Annotated in this window: 6 protein-coding genes; 4 read left to right on the top strand and 2 right to left on the bottom strand. The window is 40.2% G+C overall.

The window, feature by feature from the left end; all coding sequences use genetic code 11:
- Nucleotides 1–207 precede the first annotated feature (207 nt).
- A complete protein-coding gene (locus tag ACHFIY_RS18875) occupies nucleotides 208–2,850 on the bottom strand; it encodes an MGH1-like glycoside hydrolase domain-containing protein (protein WP_410847687.1) in 2,643 nt (880 codons plus the stop codon).
- A gap of 382 nt (nucleotides 2,851–3,232) precedes the next feature.
- Here ACHFIY_RS18875 and ACHFIY_RS18870 point away from each other — a divergent pair, with 382 nt between their 5' ends.
- The 4 genes from ACHFIY_RS18870 (at nucleotide 3,233) to ACHFIY_RS18855 (ending at nucleotide 5,717) form a co-directional block, all read left to right on the top strand.
- Nucleotides 3,233–3,661, top strand: coding sequence for a hypothetical protein (locus ACHFIY_RS18870; RefSeq protein ID WP_410847686.1), 429 nt, complete (start codon nucleotides 3,233–3,235; stop codon nucleotides 3,659–3,661).
- A gap of 18 nt (nucleotides 3,662–3,679) precedes the next feature.
- Nucleotides 3,680–4,264: a globin family protein gene (locus ACHFIY_RS18865; RefSeq protein ID WP_410847685.1), complete on the top strand. Its 585-nt coding sequence runs from the start codon at nucleotides 3,680–3,682 to the stop codon at nucleotides 4,262–4,264.
- Between the two features lie 239 nt (nucleotides 4,265–4,503).
- Nucleotides 4,504–4,908, top strand: a complete 405-nt coding sequence (locus ACHFIY_RS18860; RefSeq protein WP_410847684.1) for a VanZ family protein — start codon at nucleotides 4,504–4,506, stop codon at nucleotides 4,906–4,908.
- A 32-nt stretch (nucleotides 4,909–4,940) separates the two neighbouring features.
- On the top strand, nucleotides 4,941–5,717 hold the full coding sequence (locus tag ACHFIY_RS18855; RefSeq protein WP_410847683.1) for a fatty acid desaturase: 777 nt from the start codon (nucleotides 4,941–4,943) through the stop codon (nucleotides 5,715–5,717).
- Between the two features lie 7 nt (nucleotides 5,718–5,724).
- On the opposite strand, the gene gcvT is transcribed toward ACHFIY_RS18855, so the two are convergent.
- Nucleotides 5,725–6,801 (bottom strand): glycine cleavage system aminomethyltransferase GcvT, encoded by a 1,077-nt coding sequence (gcvT, locus tag ACHFIY_RS18850; RefSeq protein WP_410847682.1) that lies wholly within the window; start codon nucleotides 6,799–6,801, stop codon nucleotides 5,725–5,727.
- Nucleotides 6,802–7,482: the final 681 nt, after the last annotated feature.

Below are 7,482 nucleotides of genomic sequence, written 5' to 3'. Positions count from 1 at the left end.
GTTTCTTTCTTAAATAATTGACAATGAATTTTGCTATTATTCATGTGCAATTTTGAGCAATCTGCCACAAATGCTCAATGAATAGTAAAGAAAGAAAAAGAAAATGCCAAATGCTTTTTCTTTCCTCTTTTCCTTAAAATCTTTGCGCTTCTTTAGTGTCCTAGAGCTTTGTGGCACTATCTCCCAAGGAAAGTACTAACAAAATCCCTACCCCACCGGTTTCTTCCTTGGTTGTAGTAGCCTTGCTACCAAACCCGTCCAGCCTGTTTGGTGCGATGCGCCTACGCCACGGCCGGTATCGCCATGGAAGTATTCGTAAAACTGCAGGTAGTCTTTAAAATTGGGGTCGTATTGCAGTTTGTCGTAGTTGCCAAATATGGGACGCTTGCCTGTGGTGTTGTCCCTTAAAAATAAATTGGCCAGCCTTTTTGCTATCATGCTAGCAATATCGTCTAGCGATAGGTATTGATTGCTGCCTGTAGGGCATTCTACCTTGTAATCGTCTGTGTAGTAATAGTGAAAGCGTTGCAGGCTTTCCACTATCAGGAAGTTTACGGGCATCCACACGGGGCCACGCCAATTACTGTTGCCGCCAAATAGGCCGCTGCTGCTTTCGCCTGGGCTGTACTCCACACAAAAGCGTTTGCCATCTACGTCAAAAATATATGGGTGCTCCTTATGGAACTTGGAGACTGCCCGTATGCCATAATCGCTTAGGAACTCGTTTTCGTCCAGCATACGCAACAATATTTTTTTCATGCGATGCCCCCTTAGCAGGCTTAGCAAATGCTTTTCGCCAGAATTTTTATCCTGCCAGCGGGAAACCAGACTTGCCAAGTTGGGCTTGTGTTCCAGCACCCACTCCAGCCTTTTTTTAAATTCTGGCACTGAGTCCAGCAGTTCGGTGTCCAATACCTCTACTGCAAACAAGGGTATCAACCCCACCATGCTGCGTACTTTTAACTTGCAGCCCCTGTTGTTGGGCAGTTTTAACACATCGTAAAAGAACTGGTCATCATCGTCCCAAAGACCATTACCGTCTATGCCCATACGGTTAATAGCACTGGCAATGTTTAGGAAATGCTCAAAAAACTTGGTAGCCATGTCTTGGTAGACAGGGTTGTAACGGCTTAGTTCCAATGCAATGCGCATCAGATTCAGGCAATACATGGCCATCCAGCTAGTGCCATCTGCTTGTTCTATGTAGCCGCCGGTGGGCAAGGACGAACTCCTGTCAAAAACGCCGATATTATCTAGCCCCAAAAATCCACCTTCAAAAATATTGTTGCCTTCGGCATCTTTCCTGTTTACCCACCAAGTAAAGTTTAGGAGCAGCTTGTGGAACACCGATTCTAAAAAATGCAGATCGGGCTTGCCATTCCTTTGCTCATCTATTTTAAAAACCCGGAACGTAGCCCAAGCGTGCACTGGTGGGTTCACGTCGCTAAATGCCCATTCATAAGCTGGCAATTGCCCATTGGGGTGTATGTACCATTCCTTGGTAAGCATCTGCAACTGGTTTTTTGCAAACCCAGCATCTATCATGGCAAAGGGGATACAGTGAAAAGCCAAGTCCCAGGCGGCGTACCAAGGGTATTCCCATTTGTCGGGCATGGAAATAATATCCGAGTTGTTCAGGTGTTTCCAAGTAGCATTCCTTCCTTTTTTTCGTTCTGGTGGCGGTGCAGGCTGGCCGGGGTCGCCGTTTAGCCATTGCTCCACGTTGTAATAAAAAAATTGCTTGCTCCACAACATGCCTGCAAAAGCCTGCCTTTGCACCCGTTTTTCATCTTCATCGGGAATGTCCTTTTGCAAATCGCCATAGAAATTATTGGTATTTTGAAACACAGTGTCAAACACTGCATCAAAGTCTTCAAATGGGTGGGTAATGCTATTTTGCACCAACCGAAGGCGGAATGTCTCGCTTCTTCCACCCTGTATGTTTACATCATAATTTACAGCTGCTTTTGTGCCTATGGCATCTATATTTACTGCATGTGTATTGCCATACACCAAGTAGTCATTTATTCCATCTTTTACAAATGCAGAATGATTGGCCGAGCCATACAACTTTTGGTTGTTGGTTTCGTTCTCGCAAAACAGCAAAGGCAATTGCTTGTTTACATTGTTCTTGTCAAGGTACAAGTTATACTCGCCAAGTGCTTTGTGGTTGATGATTATATCTGTGCTGTTAGACGACATCAACTCGGGCTTATAATCGTCATACCCCAGCGACCATGTATTCCTGAACCAAATAGTGGGCAATACGTTGATTGCTGCTTCGTCCTTGCCCCTGTTGTGTACCGTTATTTTGATGAGTATATCGTTTTCCGAGGCTTTGGCATATTCTATAAAAACATCAAAATATTTGTCTTCGTTAAAAAGGCCTGTATCTATCAGTTCAAACTCTGGGTCTGCTTTGCTTCTTTTTTTATTTTCTTCTAATAGCCATTCATAGGGGTATGCCTCCTGTGAGTATTTATAGAGCATTTTCATGTAGCTATGCGTAGGCGTATTGTCCAAATAGTAATACAATTCCTTCACATCCTCGCCATGGTTACCTTCATTACCTGTAAGGCCAAAATATCGCTCCTTAACAATGGGGTCTTTTTTGTTCCATAAAGCTACTGCAAAGCAAAGCAATTGCGTATTGTCGCTTATGCCCGCAATGCCTTCCTCGCCCCAGCGGTAGGCTTTGCTGCGTGCCTGGTCGTGGCTTATATATTTCCACGCATTGCCATCTGCACTATAATCTTCCCTTACGGTACCCCATTGCCTGTCTGTAAGATATGGCCCCCATTTTTTCCACCCTGCTTCGTTGCTGGCTAGCTTTTCCTTTTCTGTTTGCATGGATATAAAGGTAAAGGGTTTTTGGAATAAGCCTATTACAAAAGCTTGTTTAAAACAAAGGCTTTTTTTGTTAATATTCAACACATAACAAATAGCCACAAAGACACGAAAGCACGAAGAAGCGCGAAGGATAAGAAGGTTAAAAGGTATTAAAACATAATTCTTTTTCTTTTCTACTTCTTCTTCTCTTAAAACTTTGTGCCTCTTTGTGTCTTCGTGCCTTCGTGGCAGATTAACCAAACTTGCAACATAGTAGTGAAAAAAACTCTTTTTTTTATTTTAAAACCATCCTTTCTTTTTTCTCGTATTTGTCATGGAATTGTAAAATATTAAAACAAAAAATGTTCTCATCTCATTTCAAAACCACTAAAAAATTTACAACATGAAAAAAGGATTTTTCAAAAAAGTATTAATGGGTGTAGGCATTACCCTGTTGCTTGGCATTGTTGTATTAAGCATCCATATTTATATGGTTACCCGGCCAAAAGCACCGGATGCAAGCACAATAGCGATGGCAAGGATTGATTTTAAACAAGGCGTTACACAGGAAGACGCTGCCAAAATTACCACATGGCTTTACCAGCAAAAAGGCATTGACCATGTGCTGTGTAACCCAGATAGCAAAATTGCTGTGTTTACTTTCCACCCTATTTCTACTTCTGCCGATGCAATTGTTGCCCATTTCAAAAGCAGTCTTCCTTACAAAGCAGAACGCTTTATGCCCACCAAAGAACAAATGCAAAGCGGCTGCCCTGTAGCCGCAACCTCATTCAGCTATAAGGCTTACAGTTTTTTTAACCATTTATTTTAATTTAAAAAAAACAAAAACATGAAAAAGACAACAATTAAAACAGTATTGGCTTCTGTAGCCATGTTAAGCATTATCGCAGGCATGACTTTGATGGCATCTTGCAAAAAAAGTGATTCCACTGTATCACCTGTAGCTACCATGAGCTTGTACGACAGCCTTGGAAGCACCACAATGGTAACTGACCCTGCAGCCCCCACTACTAAAATAGAAAAAGGGCGTTTGGCTTTGCGCTCAGTAGTTGACAGTACTATTTTTGTTATAGCAGTTGATACTTCCATTAACAATGAGTTCTTTTCAGTTCTGTTAAGTGAGGTGAAAGTGGGCAACACAACTGGTTTTTCTGCATTAAGCAAAAATCTAACAGATTTCTTTTGTTATGCAACAGGAGCAAAAAATTTTACTTACGGGGGTAAAAGTATGAAAGCGGCACATGACCCGGCACAAAACTCCCGCATGGGGGCAAAAGCAGATGCAACTGACTTCGACCAGTTTGTAGCCGACCTCGTAAAAGGCGCAAAGAAAAATGGCGTATCGGACGATATGATTAATAACCATATTGGCCCATTGGTATATACGCTTAAAACTCAAGTAGTACAAAAATAGCTTGGTAAATGGTTAAAAAACTAAACGGCTGCTTCATTAGGTTGGAGCAGCTTTTTAGTGAAGCACTTTTATCAATAAAAATATTTTTTTAAAAGGAAACCTTTTCTATAAACCTTTCGTATATTAATAATAAGCGTTTGTTTTTGCTAAAAATATTAAAATAGCTAGTCAATAGCAGGGTTTTTCAGATGGGAATAAAGGGGGACTATTTCTAGTCTCCCTTACTTTTGCCCAAAAAAATGAAATTGAAAAAAATTAACCCACTTCTTTTTGCGCCTGCTTTCCTATTTTTCCTAGTAACTTTTTATTTGTTTACCCTGCCAGGAAAAGACATACCTCAAGTGGACTGGATGGAAGCAATAGATATGGACAAAATAGTACACGTTTCTTTGTTTGTAACTATTATCTGCTTATGGTGCTTCCCGTTTAAAAAAAGCCCAATGCCCGCAAAAAAGAAAATAATATGGTTTAGTTTTATTGCTGTGTTGGGTGTTTGCTATGGCGTTTCTATTGAGTATATACAAAAGTATTTCATTGTTGGCCGCTCATTCGACCTGTATGATATACTTGCAGACAGCATTGGTTGCATTATTGGGTATTTTTTGGCATTAAAATTCCTTTTAAAACACGGGGTGATGGGTTAATTTCCTACATTGCAGCCACCAATTTATGCTGTATGATTATCATCCTTGTTTTCTTTTTTACGCACTGGTTTTTATCGCTTTTTTTTCATTCTTTTTTCCTGCATCGGTTTGCTTCCCATCAAATGTACACTACTAGCAAAAGCTGGGAGCGTATTTTTTATGTTGCTACTTGGCTGGTACAGGGATCGTCATTTTTAGTGCCTAGGGCTTATGCAGTGATGCACAGGATGCACCATACCTATAGCGACACGGAGAAAGACCCGCACTCTCCGCATTTTTTTACTGATGTGTATCAAATGATGCGCAGCACCATACTTATTTTCCGCAGTTTTTTAACGGGTAAAAACAAGCCTGAACAACAATTTTTAGTTGGTTACTTGCCTGTTTGGGATAGGCTTGACAAATTTGGCCATCATGCAGCAACCCGCGTTGTTTTTATGTTTGGCTATGTGGCTTTCTATATGGCATTTGCCCCTGGCTATTGGTGGTTTTTGCTCTTGCCTATCCATTTTTTAATGGGGCCTATACAAGGCGCTGTGGTAAACTGGTGCGGGCACAAATATGGGTACAGCAACTTTAACAATGGCGACCACAGTAAAAACACTAGCCCTTGGGGCATATTGCTTATGGGCGAGCTTTTTCAAAACAACCACCACTTTGATAAGGAGGATGCAAATTTTGCCCGCAAATGGTTTGAATTTGACCTTACTTTCCAAGTAATGCGCAGCTTCAATGCTTTAGGCGTTATACAATTTATAAAAGAAGTAGACCCAATTGCCATTGGCAAGGAAGAAAAGATAGCAGCTTAATAATGCATTATACAAATGGCGTTTTTACAACCATGGCTTTTACCAAAGTATTCCTAATGTCAATATACACGGTGTTACCTACAACAGCTTGGCCCGTGGAAATATAACCCAAGCCAACGGCTTTGTTTAAGCCTGGTACTTGCGTGCCACTGGTTACTTTGCCTATTGTGTTTCCTTCGGCGTCTTTAATTTGGTAATCGTGGCGGGGTATTCCTCTTTCTACCATTTCAAATCCTACTAGCCTCCTCTTTACCCCATCTTTTTTTTGCTGCTCAAAAATAGCTTTTGATGTAAATTCTTTGGAGAACTTGGTTATCCAGCCCAGCCCGCCTTCAAGCGGGGAGGTTGTATCGTCTATATCATTGCCATAAAGGCAATAACCCATTTCTAACCGCAGCGTGTCCCTGGCACCTAAACCAATGGGCTTTATGCCAAGTTCCATCAACTTGCCCCAAATAATATCTGCTGCGCCGTTTGCATCTTCAAAATATATTTCCACGCCGCCAGCTCCTGTGTAGCCAGTGGCACTAACCAAAACATTATTTATGCCTGCAAAATTCCCTTTTACAAAAGTGTAGTATTTCAGGTTTTGAATATCAGTAGCTATTAATGGCTGAAGTAGCTTGCAGGCATTTGGCCCCTGTATGGCCAGCAAACAGGTTTTATCGCTTATATTTTGCAGTGCTGCACCATTGGTATTAAAGCCATTGATCCAATTCCAGTCCTTTTCTATGTTGCTGGCATTTACCACCAGCATATAGGTTTTATTTTGCTCTATGCAGTAAACAATTAGGTCATCCACAATGCCGCCCTCCTTGTTTGGCAGGCAGCTATACTGTGCCATGCCATTGGTGAGCTTAGCAGCATCGTTTGTAGTAACCCGTTGTATTAAGTCCAGTGCATATTCTCCTTTCACTATAAATTCGCCCATGTGGCTTACATCAAACACGCCTGCGTTAGTACGCACGGCCGCATGTTCATCATTGATGCCTGTATAGCTTATAGGCATATTGTACCCAGCAAAAGCAGCCATTTTTGCCCCAAGGCCAATGTGTTTTTCTGTAAAGGGCGTATTTTTTATCATAAAGAAGGTTGGGAAAATCAATAAATGCTTTTTGCAAATATGGCACGATTAGCAATGAAAAAAATCGGAGGTTACATAAAATTTTTTCGCTTTTTAGTAAAAAAATCACCCTAGACAAACCCTGCCCCCATTGGAAAGGGGGCAAGAAGGTGGAGGGCAAAATGACAAAACTTGCACAATTTTTATAATATTAATCTTACAGGGTTTTTTATTAAAATAGTATCAGTTTTGCCAATTTTTGGTCTTTTTTGCCGATTCTGATTTTTTTTAAAAAATCCTCGCAATTTTGCAATTCATTGATTATCAATAATATTAGCGAATTTTTAGTAGAAAAAACATGCTATTTTATGATAATTTACTATCATTTATTAATTATCTATTGATAAGAAACTGATAATGAACTAATCATTTTATGATTATAAAGTTATAATTTATTGATAAGGAATTATAATACCTTAATTTTTAAAAACTACTATTTTAATATTAGTAAAAAAAGAACTACGATACTGCAGCCGGGAAACTAGCTTTGTAAATGCTTTGTATCAAGTGCATTTATACATCAAAGATAAGGTTTTTATAAATTGTGGCATGTTTCAGGACAAATCAAAAAAGGCAGCCAAAGGGAAAAACTTCTATACTACCAATTTGCCATTAATGCACGAACAGCACTAATTTTACATA

This window comes from Parasediminibacterium schistidii (assembly GCF_046546515.1).
Classification (GTDB): Bacteria; Bacteroidota; Bacteroidia; order Chitinophagales; family Chitinophagaceae; genus Parasediminibacterium.
Note: the sequence above shows the minus strand (reverse complement) of the source record. Positions and strands in the feature narration are given on the sequence as shown.

What these genes read in the sequence shown, in the direction of transcription:
- ACHFIY_RS18875 (WP_410847687.1), bottom strand. Translation starts at nt 2,850, where the DNA reads ATGCAAACAGAAAAGGAAAAGCTAGCCAGCAACGAAGCAGGGTGGAAA.
- ACHFIY_RS18870 (WP_410847686.1), top strand. Translation starts at nt 3,233, where the DNA reads ATGAAAAAAGGATTTTTCAAAAAAGTATTAATGGGTGTAGGCATTACC.
- ACHFIY_RS18865 (WP_410847685.1), top strand. Translation starts at nt 3,680, where the DNA reads ATGAAAAAGACAACAATTAAAACAGTATTGGCTTCTGTAGCCATGTTA.
- ACHFIY_RS18860 (WP_410847684.1), top strand. Translation starts at nt 4,504, where the DNA reads ATGAAATTGAAAAAAATTAACCCACTTCTTTTTGCGCCTGCTTTCCTA.
- ACHFIY_RS18855 (WP_410847683.1), top strand. Translation starts at nt 4,941, where the DNA reads ATGATTATCATCCTTGTTTTCTTTTTTACGCACTGGTTTTTATCGCTT.
- gcvT (WP_410847682.1), bottom strand. Translation starts at nt 6,801, where the DNA reads ATGATAAAAAATACGCCCTTTACAGAAAAACACATTGGCCTTGGGGCA.